Source organism: Pseudomonas sp. RL_15y_Pfl2_60 (assembly GCF_963970595.1).
GTDB lineage: Bacteria > Pseudomonadota > Gammaproteobacteria > Pseudomonadales > Pseudomonadaceae > Aquipseudomonas.
Map to the genome: position 1 here is coordinate 376,237 of NZ_CAXAOE010000002.1, position 23,239 is coordinate 399,475.

The window sequence follows — 23,239 nt, forward strand, 5'->3', positions numbered from 1 at the left end:
TTCCCCTCAGCGATTTTCAAAATGAGTCTGACGCTGCCCGCGCAGCACGATATCGAAGCGATAAGCCAGGCAATCCATCGGATTGGCTGCACTCATATCAAGCTTGGCGATAAGGCTTTGCACCGCATCAGGATTGGCGATCGACTTAACAATCGGACACATCGGAATCAGCGGGTCGCCCTCAAAATACAGCTGGGTAATCAAGCGCGTTGAAATGGCCGGGCCACTGATGGAAAAGTGAATATGCGCTGGACGCCAGTCATTCGGGCCGTTGCGCCATGGATAAGGGCCGGGCTTGACCGTGCGGAAGCTGTAGTAACCGTCGTGATTGGTCAGGGCACGGCCTACGCCACCAAAATTAGGATCAAGCGGCGCCAGGTAACGGTCGTTCATATGCCGGTAGCGGCCACCGGCGTTGGCCTGCCACATCTCAACCAAGGTGTGCGGGACTGGCTTGCCGTACTGATCAATCACCCGACCAGCCACGATAATGCGCTCGCCCACAGGCAAACCGCCGTTATTGAAATTGAGCAGCAAGTCGTTGTCATGCTCGCCCAGCCTCAGGTGTGAGAAATCCGGGCCAGTCGTCTCTGAAATGGATTGAGGAATACTCACCAGTGCCTGACGCGGTGAACGTGCAATCGAAGTTTTATAGTCAGGCGTCAGCGCCTTTGGGTGCCAATTACGGTCTCGAATGACAAAGCGGCTCTGCGCATCAGACATATCGATATCCTCTTATTAGAATGGATGAGACTTGCTGGCCTACACCGGCCAACGGCAAGTCTCCTGCACAATCCCCTGGATGGATATTGAAAAGATAAACGCCATGCATAACCAAATGGTTATGGGTTACCTATTCAGATAGTTTCAAACGCCCCCGCTCGGCCAATAACCTTTTACTTGCTGCAAGGGCCATTTGTGCACGCTGCAACGCACTGATGCCCGGCTGCTTAACGGGCACCTCCAGGCTGAGTGGAATCTGCGCTGGCAATGCATTGAGCAAACCATGCAGGTCGCAATCCCCCTCACCTGGGAAGCGTCGCTCGCTACGCGCCTGACGCAGGACTTCAGTCATGTCATCCGGCCGCGGGCCAAGCACGTCGCACAACTGGGCATAGCGCATGCGAGCAGGATCAACCTGAGCAAGTTGCCCAAGACTTGAGGCCGACCGGTCAAAGTGAAACGCATCAACCAACACGCAGCCATTACTCCGCCCTGCCGCCTCGACAATGCGCAGCGCTTGATCGAGATCACGGGCATCGGTCCAGGGCATGAACTCCAGATGCGGGTGCAGGCCATAGGATTTGGCCAAATCGCACAGCTCGGCAAAATTATCAGTTAACCGGGCTTCATCCGGATCATTAGCGGCCACCAACAATTCGCTGGCTGAAAACTCGGCACCGACTTCAAGCAGGCAGCGCATGTCTGCCACCCGGCTATCTGGCTTTAGCCGCAATATTTCAACATCCAGCACGCCAATACCGGTGTCGTGCAAACGCTGTTGAGTCTGGCGTCGCAGCCCTGCATCAGTCATCAACGCAAAATGCTGTTCTTCAGCGGTAGCCGGCAGCAAACGCAAGCCGACGTGGCTGTAACCTGCTCGGGCAGCGACCTCCACCATATCAGGGGGCGACAGCTCAAGCACGGTCAGCGCAGCAAGGGAAAATAGTTGTTCGCTCATCAACGGGTCCTGTAGCCGCTTGGGGCTTGATCTCAGATCTGTGCAGGCGTGCAGGCCCGCCCTGTTTCGGCGGCTTGGCGTATGGCTTCGATCAAGGCCAGGGTGCGACCTGCATCTGCGGCGCTCACCATGGGCTCAGCTTGACCCCGTGCGACCTGGACAAAGTGCTCAAGCTGGCGGGTCAGCGCCTCGGCATCGGCGTAGGGCTGCACATCGGCCAACAAAGGATGATGCCAACCAGCGTCGGCTGTAGCGTAATGCCAGTGCTTGAGCTGGGGCAGGCTCAATGCGCCCTGTGTCCCGGCAAGCAGATAACAAGGTTGATCCGCCTGCTGCGGATAAATCGGGTTCTCACCAGAACTCAACTCCCAGCTCCAAGGCGCGACGACCGCATCGGAACCGGTCAGGCTGCCCAAGGCGCCATTGGCAAACTGCAACAACACAGCGACGTTATCTTCATTGGGCAAGCCACGCGTCTGGTTACTGGTCACGGCCTGCACCGACTGCACTTCGCCGCACAGATGGCGCAGCAAGTCGAGATCATGAATCAGGTTGGTCAGCAGCATCCCAGCGCCCGGCTCACGGCGCCACGGAATTTCAAAATAGTCGTCGGGTTTACGCAGTTGCCACAAGGCGGTCACTGATGTCAGCTGCCCCAGCGCGCCTTCGTCAAGCATCTGCCTGGCCTTGGCAATCAGCGGGTTATGCCGACGATGATGCCCCACCAATACCGCAACGCCAGTGGTTTGCGAAACCCTCACCAGTTCACGCACTTCATCCAGCTGAACACCGACCGGTTTCTCAAGCAGAACGGCAACACCGGCGTTGAGGCAGTCAATTGCTGTTTGCACATGCAGGTTGTTGGGGTTGGCAATGATCGCCGCTTGCGGTTTTGCCTCGGCCAGCATCACTTGATGATCGGCAAAGTAAGGAATACCGCGCGCATTGGCAATTTCGAAGGCCTGCGGATTGGGATCGGAAATCGCACAGAGCTGCGCCTGATCCATTGGGTCCAGGTGCTCAAGGTGCTGCTGGCCCATGGAGCCTGCGCCGATCAGGGCGATACGAAGTGGGTTGGTCAATGTCGATCCTCCGGTCCGTTGTGGAAAGTCCTTTTATTATTTAGAACCTAGTTCCACTTTTAAATCAAGCATGCAAAAGCACGGCATGACACTAACTGACCATCGGATAATGAAAGGCTGCAGACAAAATTAAGGCCGCTATAGCGGCCTTTGCATCAACTGAACAGTTCCGAGGCTGGACTCGCGCCAGATAACTCCTCGGCAGACTTGAGCAGCAAGCTTGCCAACTCATGCATGCGTGGCTCGGTCAGGCGCGCGCTCGGCCCGGCGATACTCAACACACCAATACTGCGCCCATCAGCAGGGCTTTTCACCACCACGGCCATCGCCGAGGTGCCGACGGCAGAGCTTTGCTCGACCCAGGCATAGCCGTATTGGCGTGCAACCTCCAAGCGGGCAAGCAAGTCTGTCGTGTTGCGCGGTGCATTGACGCCCAATTGCTGCGGATCGAGCACCGGCCCCTGCGACTCCACCAAAGCCAGGGCGGATGCGTCATCCATACTCGCCAACCAGGCATGCCCGGACGCGGTGTACAGCAAAGGCGCATCGCGCCCCATATCCGGGTCGTAGCGCAGCCCGCCCTTTGCGCCTTGGGCCTTGGCGATCCAGGTCAGGCGCTCGTTATCAATCACTCCTAGGCGCACCAGTTCGCCGCACTCCTCGGCCAATCGATCGAGAATCGACTGAACAATATCGCTCCCGGCGTTGGACAAATAGCGAAACCCCAGCGCCACCAGCTTGGTCGACAACTGGTAACGGCTGCTATCGGGATTCTGCCTCACATAGCCCAACCGTATCAGTTCAGCCAGCATGCGATGAGTCGCACTTTTCGGGATATTCAAATCGTCAGCCAGGCTTTGCATTTGCAAGCCCTGCGGCTCCTGCGTAAGGCTCTCCAGAAGACTGAGTGCGCGTTCGATCTGACTGCCGGCCATAGTGCTGAAATCCATGCTGATGTGGGCGAGGATTCTAACGGGATAGTTCAAGACTGGGAAACAGGCAGGTTTTTGGTTACCCCGGCAATCAAGCTCCACCTTATGAACCCAGGCGCAGTGCATGGTCTGCACCACCAATCGACGCGCAAATGATCATCGGCGGCAATTGTTGCTTGGCGATTCTGATTGAGCAAAATACAATATGGAACACAGTTCCATTTTTTACAATAACAGTACGAGACCTCTGCGCCATGCCCCATACAGCTGAATCGCCGTCTCCCAAATCCACGGATTTACAGTGCGACCTGTTGGTCGTTGGCTCTGGGGCTGCTGGCCTTGCGGCAGCAGTGACCGCAGCCTGGCATGGCTTGAAAGTGATAGTCGCGGAAAAAGACGAGGTGTTCGGCGGCGCGACAGCTTGGTCCGGTGGCTGGATGTGGCTGCCGCGCAACCCGCTTGCACGTCGCGCCGGCATCAACGAATCCATCGAACAACCACGCACCTATCTGCAACACGAATTGGGCGAGCAATTCGATGCCGAGCGAATCGACGCCTTCCTCAACGCCTGTCCATCGATGGTTGAGTTCTTCGAGCAACATACCGCGCTGCAATTTGCCGAAGGCAATGCAATTCCCGATATGCATGGCAACACACCGGGCGCCGCCAGCGGCGGTCATCAGTTGATTGCTGCGCCATACGACGCCACGGCAGTGCTGGACCTGCTGCCACGCTTGCGCAAAACCATGGCCGAGACGTCTTTTATGGGCATGCCGATTATGGCGGGTGCTGACCTGGCAGCGTTCCTGTCGATGACCCGCTCGGCCAAGGCCTTGTTGCACGTGAGCAAGCGTTTTACTCGCCATCTTTATCATCTCGCCCGTTATGGCCGGGCCATGCATTTGGTCAATGGTGTGGCTCTGGTTGCCAGGCTGGCCAGATCCGCGAAGGACCTGGGCGTGCAATTGATTGAGTCGGCACCCGCCGTGCGCCTGTTAACCGAACAAGGACGCGTCTGCGGAGCCGTGCTCGACTGTCAAACGAATCAACGCACAGTTCATGCGCGCGCCGTGCTCCTTGCCACGGGTGGCTTTGCCCATGATCCAGCAAGACGTCAGGCCCTGTTCCCCCGCCCCGAGCACGAGCACTTGGCCTTGCCGCCTCAGTCGTGCACTGGCGATGGCTTGCGGCTGGCGGAGGCAGTTGGTGGCCAAGTACGCACCGACCTTCAGTCTCCCGTGGCGTGGGCGCCGGTGTCTAAGGTTCCGTATCGCAACGGTCGGTTTGGCCACTTCCCGCATATTATCGAGCGCGGCAAGCCGGGCATTATCGGCGTGCTGCAAAACGGCAGGCGCTTCGTCAACGAAGCACATGGCTATTACGACTACGTTTCGGCGATGATCGAGCAGGTGCCAGCGAATCAGGAGCTTTGCTCATGGCTGATCTGCGACCATCGTTTTCAGCGCCGTTATGGCCTGGGCTTTGCCCGTCCGGCCCCCTTGCCGGTGGGCCCGCATGTGCGCAGCGGTTACCTAAAGCGCGGCGAGACCCTTGCGCAACTGGCTGTGGCTTGCGGCATTGATGCACAAGGATTGGAGCAGACGGTGAAAGGTTTTAATCAAGCCGCGCGCAAGGGTGAAGACCCAGAGTTTGGCCGCGGCAGTACCGCTTTTAATCGTAAGAATGGCGATACACTGCACCACGGCGCCAACCCTTGTGTAGCGCCGATCGAACAGGGCCCGTTCTACGCAGTCAAGGTTCAGCCAGGCTGCTTTGGCACCTTCGCCGGCCTGCAAACCGATGCCAATGCCGCTGTACTCAATGCCCATGGCCAGCCAATTACCGGCTTATATGCCGCAGGTTCAGACATGGCCAGCATCATGGGCGGCTTCTATCCATCTGGCGGCATTAACCTGGGCCCGGCAATGACGTTCGGCTACATCGCCGCACGCCACGTTGCAGGCATCGCCCCGTAGGGTGCGACAAGACGAAGCCTGTTCACCGAGAACCGACAGCGGCCATGCGTCGCGCTGCAAATGGCGGACAGAAAAGCGCTGTCCTCCCTACGGGACAAACACCATCCGTAGGGTGTGACAACGCGAAGCTTGTCCACCAACACCGGCCAAGTGAACTAGGCGGCCGCCGTGCTGCGTGTAAAGAGTCGCTTGACCCCAGGCACGCGGCTCAGCAATAGCAGAATCAATACCGAGCACAAAACCAGCGACAAAGGATTGCCGACCATTTCGTAGAACAATGCCACCGGGCTATCAGCAACCGCCGACATTGCCTGGCGATAGGAGGTATCCATCAGCGGTCCCAGGATTACGCCGAGGATTACCGGCCCCATCTGGAAACCAAAGAGTTTCAGCATGTAGCCAAAGAAGCCAAAACCGAGCATCCAGGTCACGTCACTCATATTGCTGTTGATCGAGTAGGTGCCGACCACGCAAAGCACTAAGATCACCGGTACCAGGATAGACTTCGGCAACTCGACGACCTTGGCAAACAGCTTGACGCCCATCAGACCGAACACCAGCAGGAAGATATTGGCCAAAGCCAGGTTGCCTACGGTGAACCAGAAGATATGAGGGTTTTCCACCATCATCAGCGGGCCAGGATTAATTCCGTGAATCACCAATGCGCCGAGGATCACCGCCGTCACGGCATCACCCGGCATACCCAGGGTAAGCATCGGCATATAGGCGCCGCCCACCGCTGCGCTATTGGCTGTTTCCGGCGCAACCAACCCTTCGTAAGCCCCCTCGCCAAATGGTCGTGACGGGTTCTTCACCGTGCGCTTGGCATGGTCATAGGCAAACAGTGCTGCGATATCACCGCCGGCGCCCGGTAGAGCACCAACCAACACCCCAATCAAGGATGTACGAATCGACAAGGGCAAGAACTTCAGCACCAGTCGCAGCGGCGGAACAATTTTGCTGACATCCTGGCGCACCGGCACCTGCTTTAAATTGTGCAGTTGATACAGCGCCTCGGACACGCCAAACAAGCCAATCATTACCGCGACATAATTGATCCCGCCAAGCAGGTCCATGTTGCCCATGGTGAAGCGACCTTGGGCAGTAACCGGGTCCATGCCAACCAGGCTGATCAGCACGCCAAGCGCAGCGGCAAACACACCTTTAGCCAACGAATTGGTGGCCAGGCTGCCGACCAGCAACAAGCCCAGCACCGCAATCAAAAAGTAGTCACGCGGGGCGAACTGCAGCGCAAACTCAGACAGATAGGGCGCAACCAGCGCCAGTACCAGCACACTAATCAAGCCACCGATAACCGACATTACGGTAGTCAGCCCGATTGCCCGCCCCGCTTCGCCGAGCTTGGCCAGCGGATAACCATCAAACGAGGTTGCGACCGCTGCCGGGGTGCCAGGCATGTTGAGCAAAATCGAGGCGCGCGAACCGCCATAGACCCCGCCGACAAAGATCCCGACAATCAGTGCCAAGGCATCATTGACCTCCCAGGAGAAGGTAAACGAAACCAGCAAGGACACCGCCATGGTCACAGAAAGCCCAGGCATGGCGCCGATATAGATACCGGCGAAGGTGCCCAATGCGGTGAGCATCAGCAACTGGGGATCAGCCCAGGCCATGGTCAAGAACGAAAAGGTATCAGTCATTTAGGCTCTCTCGACTCAAGGCAGGTAAACGTGAAAAACCAATGAAAACAGGGCATAGATAAACAGCAACGAACCACCTGCAATCAACAGCGCATAAACCACCCTGCCCCGCATCAGGTAAATCATGCTGCACACCAGAAAAGCCAGGGTGCAGGGATAAAAACCCAGGTAATACATGGCCACGACATAGGCGATGCACAAGACCGAGAACACCAGTATTTCAGCCGGCAGGTGAAGCCTGCGAAACGCGCGCATCTGCTCGAATAAGCCAGACAAGGCCGGTGGTTGCCGTCGATAGGAGCCGATCAAGATGACCAGGGATGAAATACCCAGCGCAACGCCAGCGCCCATTGGCAATGACCCAGGAGAATTGGCGATTTCAAAACCACTGATGCCGGCAGCTTGATAAATCACTGCCGCACTGAAAATCAGCAGCAACCAATAGAACATGCGCTCAAGCGGTTGCAGCCGATTGTTTGATTCAACTTTCATCACAGACCTCCTGACCCGAATAGGCAGGCGAGCCTGTTCGGGTCAGTCAAAGAACAACGATCAGGGCTTGGGAATGCCCAGAGATTCAGGCGAAACCTTTACCGCACCCGCCTTGTACATCGACCAGGTGGTGACTGATTGCCAGCGGTCAAGATAGGCCTGGGCTTCTGCACCGCTGAGGTTCAGCGGTGTTGCGCCAAAGTTCTTGATAAAGGCTTGTGCCTCAGGTGTGGCGAGGGTTTTGCTGAATGCATCGGTCAGCTTTTGCTTGATCGGCTCTGGCGTGCCCTTGCGCACCCACACACCCCAGAACGGGCCCCAAGGCAGATAGGAGGCTATTTCCGGCAGTGCCTTGGTGATTGGCGGCACGCCCGGCAAGCCTTCCAGTTCTTCAGTGCCAAATACTGCCAGGCCTTTGAGTTTGCCAGCCGCAATTTGCTCACGGGCAGCGGCCATGCTCAGCGGCATGAAGTCGATATGCTTGCCGAGTAATGCAGCCACACCCGGACCATCACCTGCAAAGGTAACCTCACGCACATCTAAGGGTTGAATCGAGCTGATCATGGCGTGGACGCTGCCGGGCAATCCGCCAGCGCCGGTGCTGCCCATGCGCAGTTTGCCCGGGTTGGCCTTGGCGTCGGCCAGTAGCTCTTCCATGCTGTTCCATGGGCTATCCGGCGGGGTGGCGATAACCGCCATGTTCTGACCGATCAGGCTGATCAGGTCGAGGCCGCTGTAATCGAACTTGGCCAAACCAAGCAGCGGGTAAAGCTGAGGGTTTTCAGCACCGATCAGCAAGGTATAGCCGTCTGGACGCTGCTTCATGACGAAGCTGGTGCCTATTACGCCTGTGCCACCCGGACGGTTGGAAATGATCAGGCTTTGGCCCAGTTCCTTCTCGACCAGTGCGGCCAGGCTGCGTGCAACGTTATCAGTGGCGCCGCCCGGACTCCAAGGCACCACGGCCTGGATATTGCGTTCGGGGTAGTCGGCATGGGCAGGTAAAGCAGTTAACAGGCAAGTAGACGAGAGCAGGAATCCTGCTACAAGACGTTTAAGCATGGGTCAATCCTCTGAGCTTCTTATGTTTGTTGTGCTCTGCCCGTACGACATTCAAGTGCCGTCCGTGACAATCCAGTCGCAGTCTTGAAACTGCAAATTAACTAGTTGGTACAACTTATTGCCAAGGCCTGAACGCGTCAAACACCTCACCGCTCTAACGTCCGATTACCGCACAGCTTACAAATACACCAAAGCATTCTTCGAGCTGCAGCACGCGCCTCAAAGCGGCTAGTTAGGTTGATCAGGCGTCATACTGCTCAAGGTATTCGACAGCACTCGCACGCAGGGCCTCACGGCACCATTGCGCCGCCAAGGTAGTGGCCGTAGAGGGGTTGCTGCAGATTCCCACCGAGCCGCCCGGCTCTTTCAATCCAAGGTCGAGCAGCACCAGTTCACCACGCGCCAGATCCTGACGAACCGCATCATGGGGCGCCACCCACACCGCCGCACTGGATTGCACGTAGCGCCGACTCAGGGCAATGGACAAGGTTTCCAGGCGCTGCTGTGGCAAATGGATGCCGCACTGCACATAAAGGCTGTCAGCAAAACGGCGAATAGTGGTGCCTGCCAGCGGCAACACCACAGGGTAATCGCCCAGGCGACTGCGATCATTCAGGTTAACCTGCAGTAAGGGATGTCCGGGGCTGACCACCAACACCATCGACTCGCTATACAGGTGCTCGAAAGTCAGGCCGGCAATCTGTGGGCTGTCGGTCATGCGACCAACCACCAAGTCCAATGCGCCAACACGCAGCTGGTCCAGCAAATAAGCGCTCGGCCCGGTCTCGACACTGATAACCAAGGCCGAATGCGCTTGGTGCAAACGCCTGACCACATCCGGCAGCAACGAACTTTCAACCGTCGACAGCACGCCCAGGCGAACCACACCCGCTTCATGCTCCCCTGAACGCAAACTGCGCACACCTTCTTGCAGCGCCTGCACACTTGGCCCGGCGTAGCGCAAAAAAGCCAAGCCCGCAGCCGTTGGCGTGACGCCTTGTTTACTGCGTTCGAATAAGCGGCTGGCGAGGATTTCCTCCAGCTCCTTGAGCGTCTTTGAGACTGCGGGTTGGCTGATTGCAAGCTCATTGGCAGCGCGCGCCAGGCTGCCTTGGCGCGCCACTTCGAGAAAGCACAGTAAATGACGAAACTTGATGCGGTTATCAATATTCATAAGGATTCAGGTTCAACGCTGTAAACGAAAGGCTTTGGGCGTGAACCCACAACCGCGCTTGAAAAAACGGGAAAAATACGCCGGTTCAGAAAAACCCAAGCTATCGGAAACCTGGTTAACCGTCATCGCCGTATAGACCAAGCTGCGCTTGGCCTCCAGCAAAAGTCGCTGATTAATCAACTGCAAGGCCGACTGGCCCGCCAGACGTCGACACAAGGCATTGAGATGAGCAGCGCTGATGCCCAGTTCGCTGGCGTAAAACTCAATGGGCCTGTGCTCGCGGTAATGGATCTCCAGCAATTGGGTGAAACGCTGCAAATGATCACGTCCCCGGTCGGGCGCCTGCGCCTCATTGCAATCATGCGCCTGTGAACGTCGGGCAACCCATACCAGCAAAGCGCTGATCAGTGACTGCAACATCAACTCTCGGCCGAGTGCTGGCTCGGTGTACTCCTGCACGATCGATTCAAACAGCCCATCGACATACCCCTGCTGCGCGCCCAGCGAGTAACAGGCCGCCGTGGCCAATGGCGTGCTTTCCAATGCGGCGCTGAGCGTATCTACCAATGGTTGGGCCAGACTCAGGATGTACCCCTGCACATCCTCGGAAAAGCCAAATCCGTGCACGCTGAATGCAGGCACTACTTGCAGCGATGCCTGACTCACCCGATTGATCTGCCCTTCAACCTCAAGCGTCGCCTGCCCCGCCTTGACATATAAAAGCTGCACCAGATCGCCATGGCGATGGGGCTTTATCTGCCAGTCATGCAGGCGACTGCGGGCCGGTATCGATTCGCAATGAATCAAATCTGGGGTTGGCCAGGCAGTGGTTTCGCCATACAGCTTGAACACAGGAACGCTAGCGACCGGCGCTTTACTCATCGCCAGAAACCCTCGGAAAGTCCATAAAAGTAATCGGATAGTGCCTTCAATTGCACAAGCAATCCACCAAAAATACAGGCGACTTCACCACCATCAAGCTGAATCGTCAGCTTGCAGAGGACAATAACAATGAAGACACAAGTCGCCATTATTGGCGCCGGTCCATCGGGACTCCTACTTGGCCAACTGCTGCACAAAGCTGGCATCGACAACATCATCATTGAACGCCAAGCCCCGGACTATGTGCTCGGCCGGATTCGCGCCGGTGTGCTCGAACAAGGCATGGTCGACCTGCTGCGCGTAGCTGGCGTGAGCCAACGCATGGACAGCGAAGGTCTACCCCATGATGGCTTTGAACTGGCCTTTGCCGGTCGCCGCGAACGCATCGACCTGAAGCAACTCACGGGCGGTAAAACAGTGATGATCTACGGCCAGACCGAGGTCACCCGTGATTTGATGCAAGCCCGGGAAGCCAGCGGCGCAAAAACCTTTTATAGCGTTACGGACGCGCAGCTGCACGATCTTAAAGGCGATAAACCCTATGTCACCTTTACCCTAAACAACGAGGCGGTACGCCTTGATTGTGACCATATCGCCGGTTGTGACGGCTTCCACGGGGTATCCCGGCAATCCATTCCCGAGGGTGTGCTGAAAGAATTCGAGCGCATCTATCCATTCGGTTGGCTTGGGGTACTGGCCGATACACCACCGGTCAATGAAGAACTGATCTATGCCAACCACGAGCGTGGCTTTGCCTTGTGCAGCATGCGCTCCCCCACTCGCACCCGCTATTACGTGCAGGTCGCGGCGCAAGAGAAAGTCGAAAACTGGTCTGATCAACGCTTCTGGGATGAGCTCAAAAGCCGCCTCCCGGCGGATGTTGCTGAGCGCCTGATTACTGGCCCGTCAATCGAGAAATCTATCGCGCCACTGCGCAGCTACGTGGTTGAACCTATGCAATACGGCCACCTGTTTCTGCTTGGCGACGCTGCGCATATCGTGCCGCCTACCGGTGCCAAGGGCCTGAATCTGGCCGCCAGTGACGTCAACACCCTGTACCGCATCCTGCTCAAGGTTTACCGCGAGGGCCGTACCGACTTGCTCGAACGTTACTCTGAAGTCTGTCTGAAACGCATTTGGAAAGCTGAGCGTTTCTCTTGGTGGATGACCTCCATGCTGCACAAATTCCCCGACACAGACGCTTTCAGCCAACGCATGCAACAGACCGAACTGGACTACTTTGTCGGTTCTGAAGCCGGGCGCAAAACCATCGCTGAAAACTATGTTGGCCTGCCTTATGAGGCCATCGAATGAAACCTCTACGCGCAGCATCCGCTGTGAATCATACCTAACCAATTACCAACTGGTTTCCGAGTAATACTTATGAAAGCAGACTGGTTATCCACGATTCATAAATAACCTAACCACATTTACCCGCTTGCAGCAGTCTCGCTTCGGCCTAGTATGTCTGGACTAACGGCCAGGAAGATTAGCTATGTTCGCTGAGTTCAAAAAGCGCGAAAGCCAAGTTAATGGAGTCAGTATCAATTACCGCATAGGCGGAACCGGGCCTGGGCTTTTGTTACTCCACGGGCACCCGCAAACGCATGTGATCTGGCATAAGGTTGCCGCGCAACTCGCCCGGCACTTCACCGTGGTTGCAGCTGACCTGCGCGGCTACGGTGACAGCAGCAAACCGAGTAGCGATGAACTACACCAGACTTACTCGAAGAGGGCGATGGCGCAGGATAATGTCGAGCTTATGCAGTCGCTGGGCTTCGATAACTTCGACGTACTGGCCCATGACCGCGGTGCTCGCGTTGCCCATCGCATGGTCGCGGATCATGGCTCTGCGGTACGTCGGCTTATCATGCTGGATATCGCGCCAACCCTGGCCATGTACTCACAAACCACCGAAGCCTTTGCCCGCGCGTACTGGCATTGGTTCTTCCTGATCCGCCCTGCACCACTCCCCGAGCGCCTCCTGGAGGCTGACCCGGAGTTTTATCTGCGTAGTGTCATGGGGACACGAAGCGCAGGTATGCAGCCATTCACTGATGAGGCGTTTGCCGAGTACTTGCGCTGCTTGAAACTGCCGGGTACGGCACGGGCAATTTGTGAGGACTACCGCGCCAGCGCAGCTATCGACTTGCAACACGACCAGCATGATCGCGACTCAGGCCAACGCGTCAATACGCCATTGCTGGTGTTGTGGGGCGCGGAAGGTGTGGTCGGGCGTTGCTTTGATCCCTTGCATGAGTGGCGCCAGGTCGCGACCAATGTCCAGGGCAAGGCTCTGCCTTGCGGTCACTATATTCCCGAGGAAGCGCCGGAGCTGCTACTGGCAGAAGCCTTGGCCTTCTTGACCCAGCCGGCATAGAACAGTTTTAAGACGTACCCAAGATTGACCAGTAGTTGAGACCAGGACACCCGTATTGAAGCGCCATGCTAGCATTGCTCCATCGCTGACCAAATGGTGATACATGGAGCCTTTAAACACAGTTCGTGAGCAATTGCCTTTACCGGAAGACCTTCGGGTTTTCCTCACGGTCATCCGCAAACAAAGCTTCGCCGGAGCCGCCGAAGAACTAGGGGCATCACCGGCCTATGTCAGCAAACGCATCCAGGTTCTGGAGCACGCGCTCAAGGCTCGCTTGCTGCACCGCACCACAAGACGCATTGCCCTGACCGAGGATGGAGAGCGCGCCCAGCGCTGGGCAGTGCGCATTCTCGGTGACCTGGATGACCTGTTCGATGAGCTCTCCCAGGCACGGCATACCCCGCGAGGACTGGTTCATATCAGCAGCTCTTTCGGCTTCGGGCGCAATCATGTCGCGCCCGCCATTTCGCACCTGGCCGAGCAATACCCTGAACTGGAAATCCGCCTGGAGGTTTTCGACCGGGTTGTAGATTTGGTTGGCGAAGGCTTTGATCTGGAAATCCGTGTAGGCGACGACCTTCCCGGCCAGCATATATGCAAGCAACTGGTCAGCAATAAACGCATCCTCTGCGCGACACCTGATTACCTGCAGCGACGGGGTGTACCCGCAAGCCTCGACGACTTGCAGCATCACGATTGCCTGGTGATCAAGGAGGGCAAGAACGTTTTCGGCGTCTGGAATCTGGAAAACGCCGGCAAGCAGCATTCGGTGCGGATCAGCGGGCCATTATCTTCGAACAACGGCGAAATCGTGCTGCAATGGGCGCTTAACCACAGAGGCATCTTGCTACGTTCGCTGTGGGATGTGAAGCCACTGCTGGAGTCGGGTCAACTGATACAGGTGCTACCCGAGTACAGCCAGAGCGCCAACGTCTGGGCGCTCTACCCGACCCGTCTATCCAACTCAGCCAAACTAAGAGTCTGCGTTGAGTTCTTGAGCAAGCATTTTCAAGCGCTTTCACTGTAACCGGATACGGAACTGCGTGCGGCCTGCTGAATGTGACGCGCGCCAGTCAACACCTGCTCATGCCAGCCAGGGGTTGGCTTGCAGATGCCGGGCTTCGAAGGCGTCTATCTGATCGCTGCGCTGCAAGGTGCTACCAATCGCATCCAGGCCAAGCATCAGTGATTGTTTACGCAAAGCATCAATTTCAAAGGCGATGCTGCAACCGTCTTGCAGGGTGACTTTCTGCTGCTCAAGATCGACACTGATGGTTGCGCTCTGCGCCTGGCCAACCACTTGGCCGAGCGCTTGAATTTGCTCGTCGCTGAGTTGAATCAGGAGCACGCCATTGCGTTGGCAATTATCAAAGAATATACCGGCAAAACTGCTGCCGATCAGGGCGCGAACACCAAGCTGCTTGAGGCCCCAAACCGCATGCTCACGACTTGAGCCACAACCAAAGTTTGGACCTACGACCAGGAAGCGACTCTCACGCCAAGGCGGCTGATTAAGCACAAACTCCGGGTTTGGCTGGCCATCTGGCAAGAAGCGCAGGTCGAAGAAAACGCCTTTATCCAAGCCGTTGCGGTCAATGCCTTTGAGAAACTGCTTGGGCATGATGACATCGGTATCAAGGTTGGCGGCAAGCATAGGTGCGGCGACCCCGGTTACAGTCTTGAAAGCTTGCATATCAGGCCTCCTCAGCCATCGAACGCACGTCGGTCAGATGTCCATTTATTGCAGCAGCGGCAACCATCGCAGGACTCATGAGATGGGTACGCGCCCCAGCCCCCTGGCGCCCCTCGAAATTGCGATTGGTGCTGGAGGCGCAACGATCACCCGGCGCCAGCACATCATCATTCATCGCCAGGCACATTGAGCAACCCGACTGGCGCCACTCAAAACCAGCATCGATAAAAACCTGGGCGATGCCTTCAGCCTCAGCTTGATCACGCACCTGGGTGGAACCCGGCACTATCATCGCCCGCACATGAGTTGCGACCTTGCGTCCTCGCACTACTCTGGCGGCGTCGCGCAAGTCTTCAATTCGCGCGTTGGTGCATGAGCCGATGAAAGCGTGGCTGATCTTGATCTCGCTTAACAGCGTTCCAGGTTCAAGCCCCATGTAACGAAGTGCGCGCTGCAAATCCTGACGACGAATCAGGTCGCTTTCTTGCATCGGGTCCGGCACGCAATCACCAATGGCGGCCGCCTGGTCAGGACTGGTGCCCCAAGTGACCATGGGTTCCAACGTGCTCGCATCAAGCACAACTTCAGTATCAAACTGGGCATCCGCATCCGTATAAAGCTCGCTCCAACTGGCTAGCGCCTGCTCCCAGAGTGGGCCCTTGGGTGCGCGGGGCTTTTCAGCAAGATAGGCGTAGACCTTTTCGTCTGGCGCCATAAACGCACCACGCGCACCGGCTTCAACGGCCATATTGCAAATTGTCATGCGCGCTTCAACGCTCAACGCGGTAATCGCCGGACCGGCAAATTCGATGGCGTATCCAGTTGCGCCTGAAGCGCCAATGCGCCGGATCACGGCCATGATGATGTCTTTTGACGTCATGCCCGCGCCCAATTCACCCCGCACAGTAACGCGCATGGTCTTCAGGCGTTTGTAGACCAGGGTTTGCGTCGCCAGCAGGTGTTCGATTTCGGATGTACCAATCCCAAAGCCAAAGGCGCCCAATGCACCGTAGGTTGTGGTATGGCTGTCGCCTGCCGCCACCACCATGCCTGGCAGGATAAAACCTTGCTCAGGCGCGACCACGTGCTCAATGCCCTGGCGCTTGTCCAGCACATTGAACAACTCAATACCAAAGTCATGGCAGTTCTCCTGAAAATAGGAAACCTGCAAAGCACCACCGGCATCGGCCATCGCCGCGACCCGATCAGGACTGGTGGGATTGACATGGTCGACCACAGCCAGCGTAGCGCCCGGTCGCCGGACCTTGCGATTCGCCTCGCGCAAACCGCTAAAGGCCTGTGGACTGGTGTACTCGTTGGCCACCTGACGATCGATATACAGCAACACATGCCCTTGATCATCGAGGGTGCAGACGGTATGAGAGTCGATATGTTTCTGGTAAAGCGTTCTGGGGCCAGTCATAGCAATGCTCGCTTGTGCAGGTCGGCTACTGGGTATGCCGACCATGATATTGACTGCGATCTGCTACTCAACACCCTTAAAGAATTACCTGAATACACGGTTCGTGAATAGTTACTGTGCTTGCATGCGTCTCGGTCACTAACCTCTCAGGGGTAAGGGAAATAAGATAGCGGCCAGTTAGGACTTATTCTGCGCCACCGTTCCGTTCAAGGCGTAGTAGCTGCGAATCACCTGGCTATCGTCCTCCCTTCCCTCGCCGCGCCCCGTGGTTGAGAGAAACAACTGATGTGCCACCGCTGCAATTGGCAGTGCCGCCTTAGCGTCGCGGCCAGCTTCAAGCACGATGCTTAAATCCTTGACGAAGATGTCTACCGCGCTGCTGACTTCCGGAGCCTCCTGCAGCATGCGTGGACCACGATCCTTGAGCATCCAGCTGGAGGCAGCTGACCCGGCCATAATCTCGAGCAGCACCTCAAGATCGACACCAACCTTGGCCGCTAAAGCGAAAGCTTCGGCCACCACAGCGATATGCACGCCGCAAAGCAGTTGATTGACGGTTTTGACCATAGCCCCTTGGCCAGCACGCTCACCGACATGAAAAATCCGCTGGCCAATACCCTCGAACACCGGTCTCACGGCTTCGAAGGTCGAGAACGCGCAGGCTGCCATGATGGTAAGAGAGCCCACTGTAGCGCCGGCGGTTCCACCCGACACCGGAGCATCGACGAAACGGCGACCCGTCGCGATCACACGTTCGGCAATACCCTCCACCGCGGCAGGCGGACAAGTCGCCATAAGGCAGACAACCGCGTCGTCTTGCATAGCCTGCAGAGCACCATCGGCGAACAGCACCTGCTCAGCCTGAGCGGCGTTCACTACCATCAGGATCAAGATGTCAGCGCTGCGCACAGCCGCAGCGGCATCTGCAGCAGGTTCGGCACCAGCCGCAATGAGCGAAGCCAGCGCAGCCTGGTTGAGGTCAATTCCACGCACACGGTGGCCAGCAGCAATCAGGTTCTTCGCCATAGGCATGCCCATGGCACCGAGTCCGGCAAATGCAATCGTACTCATAGAGTTTCCTCGTCGGTCATACGGCCTCGCCTGAACAGAGGCCGTGTCCGATCAGCTAATAGTGAAGGCAGGAACAAAGGAGATAAGACCAAGAACAGTGATGGCCACCAAGTAAAATGGCCACAGCTCGCGCACCACTGCACCGACCTTCTCGTTCGAGATAGCAGAAGCGATAAACAGCGTAGTGCCAACCGGCGGAGTGAACAGACCAATACTGAGGTTCACCGCCATCATGATGCCGAGCTGAGTCAGGTCGAGACCAATCGCATTGCCGATAGCAACAAAAGTCGGGCCAAGCAGAAGAATCGCCGCGGGCAAGTCGAGGAACATGCCCACTACCACCATGATCAGGTTCATCATCAAAATGACCATCCACGGCGACTTCAAGGTTTGCGCCGTCCATTCGGCTACCGCAGTAGGTACGGACTCCACAGTAAGCACATAACCCACTAGGTTTGAGGCCGCGATCACCAGCATCACCACGCCGGTAGTAATTGCGGTATGCACAAGCGCGTCGTACAGCCGACGCATGGTCAAATCCCGATACACCAGCATGCTCACCATAAGACCGTAGAACACCGCCAGCACACTGACCTCAGTCGGCGTAGCGATTCCGGCGCGCAAAAGCACCACGATAAAAAGCGGCATTGCCAGAGCAGGAGTAGCTGCAAAGGTGGCGCGTAGCACACTTTTGAACGTGACTTTATCGGTCAGACGCTTGAAGCCGCGCAAGCGCCCGGACAGATAGCAGGTCAACATAAAGCCAGCGCACAGAATCAGGCCGGGCAACAAACCTGCGAGGAACAACGAAGCGATCGACTGATTGGATACAGCTGCATAAAGAATCAACGGGATCGAAGGCGGAATCAGACCCGCAATGGTCGCCGATGAAGCGGTAGCCGCAGCCGCGAATGCGCCCGGATAACCTTCACGTTTCTGCCAGGGAATCAGCATCGAACCAAGCGCCGAAGCCTCCGCCACTGCCGAGCCGGATACACCACCGAACACGGTCGAACCGACCACCGTGACCTGACCGAGGCCACCGTGGAAACGACCCACGAGCATGGTGGCGAAGTCAATCAAACGCTTGCCCAGTGTGCCGCCCATCATCAGGCTACCCGAGAGCATGAAAAACGGAATCGCCAGCAATGGAAAACTCTGGGTAGGCTGAAAGATTTTCACCACTGCCGCTACACTGGGCATGCCGCCAACAGCGACTGCTGCTAGCCCCGAGCTGATCACCAACGCGTAGCCAACAGGCAATGCAAGCACCAGTAAAACACCGAACACGAGAACCATAGCAAGAGTCATACATCCTCCTCTATCTGGTGGGCGCGGACGCTTAGCGGGTCAACGGCGAGAAGTAGATGTACCAAGGTGGTCAGCGCGGTGAGACCGAGGCCGACGAAACCGACGATCATGGCGAGGTAGGCCCACTTCGCCGAAAGACCAGTAACGGGGTAAGTCTCACTGCCGGTAATTTCGATCACGTCAAGACCGACCCAGGCGAGATAAAAGAAGGCGGCGGCAATCAATATCTGGTGGGCAACCAACAGCACTCGGTTGCCGATACGACCGATAATTCCCTGAATGGCTGTTACCGCAATATGCTGGCCGCGCTGGGCAGCCAACACTATTCCACCCATCACCAGCCATGGGAAGAGGATGTTGGGCATCTCTGTCGGCCAGCCCATGCCCTGATTGGTGAGGTAACGCATCACCACCTCAGCCATCAGCGAGACGAACATGGCGACCAGAGCAGCAATGGCAATCACAACACCAGCAGCTACGATCGCGCGATCAACCCAGCTAACCAGTGGCACTAGAAAGCTGACCTGCCCCAATTCTTTGTTAGAAATATGGGCAGTTATCATAGCTTGCCCGCTTCCGAGACAATCAGCTTGACCAGCTCGGGATACTGCTTGGACCACTTGTCATAAACTGGCTTGGTCTTCTCGGCGAATGCAGTCTGGTCTATCTCATTGATCTGCACCCCGGCGTCGGTAAGCTTGGTGCGCAGATCCATATCCGCGGTGTGGGACATCTCTCGATTGAGCTTGCCCGCTTCGATTGCAGCCTCCTTGACTGCCTGTTGATCTTCCTTGGATAGCGTCGACCAAATCATCTTGCTGGCCAACAGCGGCGTTGTTTCGTATTTGTGCCCCGTCAACGAAATGTACTTCTGTACTTCGTAAAGCTTGGACGAATACACATTCATCAGCGGGTTTTCCTGGCCATCGAATACACCTTGCTGCAGCGCGATGTACAGCTCAGAGAAAGCCAGCGGCCCTGGATTGGCGCCGAGCGCATTGAAGATGTCAATTGTCATGGTGTCAGGCGGGGTGCGAATTTTGATGCCTTGTAGATCTTCAGGCTTGAAGATCGGACGCTTGTTATTGCTGACGTGGCGAAAGCCGTTGTCCCACAGCGCCAACACTACCAACCCCTTGGCGTTGGCCAGTTCATCAAGCTTGGTACCGACCGGCCCATCAATTACCTTGTAGGCGTGATTAAGATCGCGGAACAGAAAAGGCAAACCGATCAAATTGAATTCGGGGACCACACCGGCGGTGCTGCCCTGGGAATTAGCACTGAAAGCCAGCGAGCCCAGACGCATATTGGTCAACGACTCAACATCATCACCAAACTGGGCGCTTCCACCCACCTTGACTTTGACACGACCATCGGTTTTCTGCTCGACCAGTTCGGCAAACTTCTGTGAAGCCACCGCCTTCGGATTGCCCGGCGCGGCATTATGGGAAAGGCGCAAGATCTGCTGAGCCCAGCTTGTGGAGGCAGTAGCCATTGCAAAGGTTGCTGCAATCGCGATCAGTGTCTTTTTCATAAGTTTCACCTGCGTTTCTTATTGATATTGTTTGCATTTCTTACTGACATTTTTCGCACCTGTGCATACGAAATATCAGTCCAACCATGCGGGCGCCCTCAGGAGTGCCCGCACCCAATCCGATCAACCGTGTATCAGCATGCCTCCATTAACGTCGATAACAGCGCCAGTGATGTAGGCCGACAGGTTCGAAGCCAGAAAGAGATAGACTCCCGCCACCTCCTCTGCGTTACCCAAGCGATTCAACGGGATACTGCTGGCGATCTCGGCTTTCTGCTCATCGCTGAGTTTTCCGGAACTGATGTCGGTCTGAATCAGGCCCGGCGTCACGCAGTTGACGCGAATATTGTCCGGACCAAACTCCCGCGCCATAGCCTTGGCCAGACCCAGCACACCGGCCTTGGCTGCCGAGTAATGCGGCCCGCCGAGAATGCCGCCGCCACGCTGTGCCGACACAGAGGACATGCAGGCGATTGCACCGCCCCCTTGCTTCTTCATGTGCGGAATGACCGCCTGTGACAGGTAGAGCACACCGCGTAAATTGACATCTAAGATGCGATCCCAGCTTGCCGGGTCGATCTCAAGCGTCTTCACCGGTTGGGTGATGCCAGCGTTGTTGATCAACACATCGATGTGGCCGAACTCGGCGATGGCGCGCTCGGCAGCCTTAAGGCAAGCATCCTTATCCACCACGTTGCAGGCATAGCCACGATGCTCAGCTCCGATGGAAGCTGCTGCCTCGACTGCTGCACCCTCGTCAAGATCGAGAATCACGACCTTGGCGCCATGACTGGCAAAAAGCCGGGCAGTCGCCAGCCCTATGCTACGAGCCGAGGCAGCGCCCGAAATCATGGCAACTTTGCCATCAAGCAGAAGAGCGTTGTTCATAAGAAAATTCCTATCAGTGGTACTCCGACGGAGTGCATTCGATTGTTCGTTACGAGGGGCTACCCGGACTCAGCCGAGCCAGCCCTTGATGGTTGCCGATATCGCCTCGGTAGAAATACCGTAGCGATCATGCAGAGTCGGCAGCGCACCGGCATCAAGGAAAGCGTCGGGCAACGCAATCTGACGATATTGTGGCGTCACGCCAGCGGTGAGAAGCGCAGTCGCCACTGCCTCGCCGAGCCCGCCGACCGAACTGTGATTTTCGGCAACCACCACCAGGCGACCAAGACGGCCTGCTTCGCGCAGGATTGTCGCAACGTCGAGGGGCTTGATTGTCGGTACATGCAAAACGCCTACATCAATCCTGTCCGCCTCTAGTGCCTTGGCCACCTCAAGGGCACGCATGGTCAGAATCCCAGACGAGATCACCAGTACGTCACGACCGTCGCGCAGCATCTTGGCCTTGCCCAGTTCAAAGCTGTAATCGTATTCATCAAGTACCAGCGGCACATTTCCGCGCAACAAGCGCATGTACACCGGACCTTTGTGCGCAGCAATCTGCGGTACAGCCTGCTCGGTATCGAGCGCATCGCAGGGATCGATGATCGTCATGCCCGGAATCCCGCGCATCAACGCAATATCCTCAGTGGCTTGGTGGCTGGGCCCGTAACCGGTAGTGAGACCGGGCAGCGCGCAACAAATCTTGACGTTGAGGTTTTCCTCGGCGATCACCTGATGCACGAAGTCAAAGGCGCGACGGGTCGCGAACACTGCGTAGGTGGTGGCAAAGGGTGTAAAACCTTCCTTGGCCATGCCGCCGGCCGAAGCCATCAACAATTGCTCGGCCATACCCATTTGGAAGAAGCGCTCTGGGTAAGCCTGAGCGAAGAGATGAAGGTCGGTGTATTTGGCGAGGTCAGCGGTGAGGCCAACAATCTCGGGGCGGTTAGCGGCAAGCTCAACCAAGGCCTTGCCGAAGGGTGCAGCCTTAACTCTCTGGCCTTCGGAGGCGATGGAAGCAATCATCGCCGAGGTCGTCAGACGAGGTTTCTTGGCAGTAGTGTTCATCGGGCGGCTCCCTGGGCTTGATCAAGAATATCGAGAGCTTGCTGCCACTCGGGCTGATCGACGCGAATGAAGTGGTTCTTCTCACGGGCTTCGAGGAAAGGCACGCCTTTACCCATCAAGGTGTCGCACAAGATCACCCGAGGTTTGGCCTCGGTCAGATTGCGCGCGGCGTCAAAGGCAGCGATAACTGCAGCGAGGTCGTTACCATTCACCCGCTGTACGTGCCATCCAAAAGCAGCCCACTTGTCAGCAAGCGGCTCAAAGCCCAACACCTTGCTCGATGGACCGTCAGCCTGTTGGTTATTGATGTCGACCAGGCAAATCAGGTTAGCCAGACCATGATGAGCAGCACTCATCGCCGCTTCCCAGGTCGAGCCCTCATCCAACTCACCGTCAGACATTGAGTTATAAACGAAGGCTGAATTACCCTTCAGACGCAAGCCGATTGCCATGCCTACAGCAATCGGCAGTCCTTGGCCAAGCGAGCCACCCGACATCTCCATGCCTGGGGTGTAGGTCGCCATGCCCGACATTGGCAAACGACTATCGTCGCTACCGTACGTTTCAAGCTCCTCCTCGGGGATGATCTTGGCCTCGATCAGCGCGGCGTAGAAAGCAATAGCATAATGGCCATGGGACAACATAAATCTGTCGCGCCCCTCCCAAGTGGGATCATCAGGTCGAAAGTTCAGCGAATGGCAGTAAGCAGTCGCCAACACGTCAGCGTAACCCAGTGCCTGGCCCACATAGCCCTGGCCCTGAACTTCGCCCATGCGCAACGCAAAGCGGCGGATACGGTAGGCACTTTCGGCAACTTGGTTCAGGACTGGTGAAGTACTCTTTTGCACGCAGTTCTCCTTGATCTTGACCCGATTTCTCACGTCCTCGGGCAGCATTGTTTTTATTGGTCGAAGAGATTAACCCTCTTG

At 56.7% G+C, this 23,239-nt stretch carries 22 protein-coding genes; 4 read left to right on the plus strand and 18 right to left on the minus strand.

Going from position 1 to position 23,239, the window contains the following annotated elements:
• Positions 1–6: 6 nt before the first annotated feature.
• The 4 genes from pcaH to AACY26_RS06905 all read right to left on the minus strand — a co-directional run bounded on the left by pcaH (position 7) and on the right by AACY26_RS06905 (position 3,698).
• Entirely contained in the window at positions 7–723 is a 717-nt protein-coding gene (gene pcaH / locus AACY26_RS06890; RefSeq protein ID WP_339512331.1) for a protocatechuate 3,4-dioxygenase subunit beta, read from the minus strand.
• 130 nt (positions 724–853) lie between these two features.
• The gene (locus AACY26_RS06895; RefSeq protein WP_339512333.1) at positions 854–1,681 is read right to left on the minus strand and encodes a sugar phosphate isomerase/epimerase family protein; all 828 of its coding nucleotides are present in this window, start codon (positions 1,679–1,681) and stop codon (positions 854–856) included.
• Positions 1,682–1,713: 32 nt separating this feature from the next.
• Entirely contained in the window at positions 1,714–2,763 is a 1,050-nt protein-coding gene (locus tag AACY26_RS06900; RefSeq protein ID WP_339512335.1) for a Gfo/Idh/MocA family protein, read from the minus strand.
• Positions 2,764–2,918: 155 nt separating this feature from the next.
• A complete protein-coding gene (locus AACY26_RS06905; RefSeq protein WP_339512337.1) occupies positions 2,919–3,698 on the minus strand; it encodes an IclR family transcriptional regulator in 780 nt (259 codons plus the stop codon).
• 251 nt (positions 3,699–3,949) lie between these two features.
• Here AACY26_RS06905 and AACY26_RS06910 point away from each other — a divergent pair, with 251 nt between their 5' ends.
• The gene (locus tag AACY26_RS06910; RefSeq protein WP_339512339.1) at positions 3,950–5,671 is read left to right on the plus strand and encodes an FAD-dependent oxidoreductase; all 1,722 of its coding nucleotides are present in this window, start codon (positions 3,950–3,952) and stop codon (positions 5,669–5,671) included.
• A gap of 155 nt (positions 5,672–5,826) precedes the next feature.
• On the opposite strand, the gene AACY26_RS06915 is transcribed toward AACY26_RS06910, so the two are convergent.
• The 5 genes from AACY26_RS06915 to AACY26_RS06935 all read right to left on the minus strand — a co-directional run bounded on the left by AACY26_RS06915 (position 5,827) and on the right by AACY26_RS06935 (position 10,942).
• Entirely contained in the window at positions 5,827–7,332 is a 1,506-nt protein-coding gene (locus AACY26_RS06915; RefSeq protein ID WP_339512341.1) for a tripartite tricarboxylate transporter permease, read from the minus strand.
• Between the two features lie 15 nt (positions 7,333–7,347).
• Positions 7,348–7,824, minus strand: coding sequence for a tripartite tricarboxylate transporter TctB family protein (locus tag AACY26_RS06920; RefSeq protein ID WP_339512343.1), 477 nt, complete (start codon positions 7,822–7,824; stop codon positions 7,348–7,350).
• Positions 7,825–7,884: 60 nt separating this feature from the next.
• A complete protein-coding gene (locus AACY26_RS06925; RefSeq protein ID WP_339512345.1) occupies positions 7,885–8,886 on the minus strand; it encodes a tripartite tricarboxylate transporter substrate binding protein in 1,002 nt (333 codons plus the stop codon).
• A gap of 241 nt (positions 8,887–9,127) precedes the next feature.
• Positions 9,128–10,060, minus strand: coding sequence for a pca operon transcription factor PcaQ (gene pcaQ / locus AACY26_RS06930; protein WP_339512346.1), 933 nt, complete (start codon positions 10,058–10,060; stop codon positions 9,128–9,130).
• A 12-nt stretch (positions 10,061–10,072) separates the two neighbouring features.
• Positions 10,073–10,942 carry a helix-turn-helix domain-containing protein gene (locus tag AACY26_RS06935; RefSeq protein WP_339512348.1) on the minus strand — a complete coding sequence of 290 codons (870 nt, stop codon included), beginning with the start codon at positions 10,940–10,942 and terminating at the stop codon, positions 10,073–10,075.
• Positions 10,943–11,071: 129 nt separating this feature from the next.
• On the opposite strand from AACY26_RS06935, the gene pobA reads away from it, so the two are divergent.
• From pobA to ttdR, 3 genes are all read left to right on the plus strand, one after another.
• On the plus strand, positions 11,072–12,256 hold the full coding sequence (gene pobA / locus AACY26_RS06940; RefSeq protein WP_339512350.1) for a 4-hydroxybenzoate 3-monooxygenase: 1,185 nt from the start codon (positions 11,072–11,074) through the stop codon (positions 12,254–12,256).
• A gap of 181 nt (positions 12,257–12,437) precedes the next feature.
• Entirely contained in the window at positions 12,438–13,322 is an 885-nt protein-coding gene (locus AACY26_RS06945; protein ID WP_339512352.1) for an alpha/beta fold hydrolase, read from the plus strand.
• A gap of 103 nt (positions 13,323–13,425) precedes the next feature.
• Positions 13,426–14,349: an L-tartrate utilization transcriptional activator TtdR gene (gene ttdR / locus AACY26_RS06950; RefSeq protein WP_339512354.1), complete on the plus strand. Its 924-nt coding sequence runs from the start codon at positions 13,426–13,428 to the stop codon at positions 14,347–14,349.
• A gap of 57 nt (positions 14,350–14,406) precedes the next feature.
• Here ttdR and leuD read toward each other — a convergent pair whose 3' ends face one another.
• The 9 genes from leuD to AACY26_RS06995 all read right to left on the minus strand — a co-directional run bounded on the left by leuD (position 14,407) and on the right by AACY26_RS06995 (position 23,206).
• Positions 14,407–15,015, minus strand: a complete 609-nt coding sequence (gene leuD / locus AACY26_RS06955) for a 3-isopropylmalate dehydratase small subunit (RefSeq protein ID WP_339512356.1) — start codon at positions 15,013–15,015, stop codon at positions 14,407–14,409.
• Position 15,016: 1 nt separating this feature from the next.
• The gene (leuC, locus tag AACY26_RS06960; protein ID WP_339512358.1) at positions 15,017–16,438 is read right to left on the minus strand and encodes a 3-isopropylmalate dehydratase large subunit; all 1,422 of its coding nucleotides are present in this window, start codon (positions 16,436–16,438) and stop codon (positions 15,017–15,019) included.
• A 177-nt stretch (positions 16,439–16,615) separates the two neighbouring features.
• Positions 16,616–17,509: an NAD(P)-dependent oxidoreductase gene (locus AACY26_RS06965; protein WP_339512360.1), complete on the minus strand. Its 894-nt coding sequence runs from the start codon at positions 17,507–17,509 to the stop codon at positions 16,616–16,618.
• 51 nt (positions 17,510–17,560) lie between these two features.
• On the minus strand, positions 17,561–18,820 hold the full coding sequence (locus AACY26_RS06970) for a TRAP transporter large permease (protein ID WP_339512362.1): 1,260 nt from the start codon (positions 18,818–18,820) through the stop codon (positions 17,561–17,563).
• Positions 18,817–19,383, minus strand: coding sequence for a TRAP transporter small permease (locus AACY26_RS06975; protein WP_339512364.1), 567 nt, complete (start codon positions 19,381–19,383; stop codon positions 18,817–18,819). The genes AACY26_RS06970 and AACY26_RS06975 overlap by 4 nt, the downstream gene beginning before the upstream one ends.
• Positions 19,380–20,354 (minus strand): TRAP transporter substrate-binding protein, encoded by a 975-nt coding sequence (locus AACY26_RS06980; protein ID WP_339512366.1) that lies wholly within the window; start codon positions 20,352–20,354, stop codon positions 19,380–19,382. Before AACY26_RS06980 ends, AACY26_RS06975 begins: the two co-directional genes overlap by 4 nt.
• A gap of 123 nt (positions 20,355–20,477) precedes the next feature.
• The gene (locus tag AACY26_RS06985) at positions 20,478–21,242 is read right to left on the minus strand and encodes an SDR family NAD(P)-dependent oxidoreductase (protein ID WP_339512368.1); all 765 of its coding nucleotides are present in this window, start codon (positions 21,240–21,242) and stop codon (positions 20,478–20,480) included.
• A 69-nt stretch (positions 21,243–21,311) separates the two neighbouring features.
• Complete coding sequence (locus tag AACY26_RS06990; protein WP_339512370.1) at positions 21,312–22,310, minus strand: transketolase family protein; 999 nt, start codon at positions 22,308–22,310, stop codon at positions 21,312–21,314.
• The gene (locus AACY26_RS06995) at positions 22,307–23,206 is read right to left on the minus strand and encodes a transketolase (RefSeq protein ID WP_445261284.1); all 900 of its coding nucleotides are present in this window, start codon (positions 23,204–23,206) and stop codon (positions 22,307–22,309) included. Before AACY26_RS06995 ends, AACY26_RS06990 begins: the two co-directional genes overlap by 4 nt.
• Positions 23,207–23,239 lie beyond the last annotated feature (33 nt).